The organism is Clostridium sp. CTA-17 (assembly GCF_054767895.1).
Genome location: NZ_BAAABF010000026.1, coordinates 1 through 596 on the forward strand (window position 1 = coordinate 1; position 596 = coordinate 596).

At 33.6% G+C, this 596-nt stretch carries 1 protein-coding gene; it reads right to left on the bottom strand.

Annotated elements, in window-relative coordinates; genetic code table 11:
• Positions 1–596 (bottom strand): VaFE repeat-containing surface-anchored protein (locus ACYUCG_RS15215; RefSeq protein ID WP_460268824.1); only part of this gene is annotated, 596 nt, incomplete at both ends.

A 596-nucleotide genomic window follows, 5' to 3' on the forward strand; every position in this document is an offset into this window, starting at 1 on the left:
TTATCTGTATCAATTAGATTTTCAACAGATTTAGCATTCTCAAATACAACATACTTTTCGCCAACTAGAAGTTTTTGATTACCAAAGTCTAGCTCCCAAGTACCACTTCCGTTTTCACCGGCTGTAACCTTAGCTGTTTTAGTAGCAATTTCTTCTAAAGATCCATCAGTTTTTACATGCATTAAAGTACCTGTTAAAGTRTAGTCTTGTCCAGCTACTAAACCTTCGTAGTTTATAGTATCCTTAACATCTACACCATCTTTAGAATTTTCAAAGCTTACTAAAGCTTCTTTTTCAGAAGAACCATTTACTCCGTCAGCAGTTACAGTAGTTTTTAAATTACCATCTTTAACTTCTGGAAGAGTAGGTTTTTCAACTACAAGAGTTTGAGCTTTATCATTTTTATCTTCATGTTTAACAACTTGCTTTGTATCTAGGTTGTAATCTTTATCTGTATCAATTAGATTTTCAACAGATTTAGCATTCTCAAATACAACATACTTTTCGCCAACTAGAAGTTTTTGATTACCAAAGTCTAGCTCCCAAGTACCACTTCCGTTTTCACCGGCTGTAACCTTAGCTGTTTTAGTAGCAAT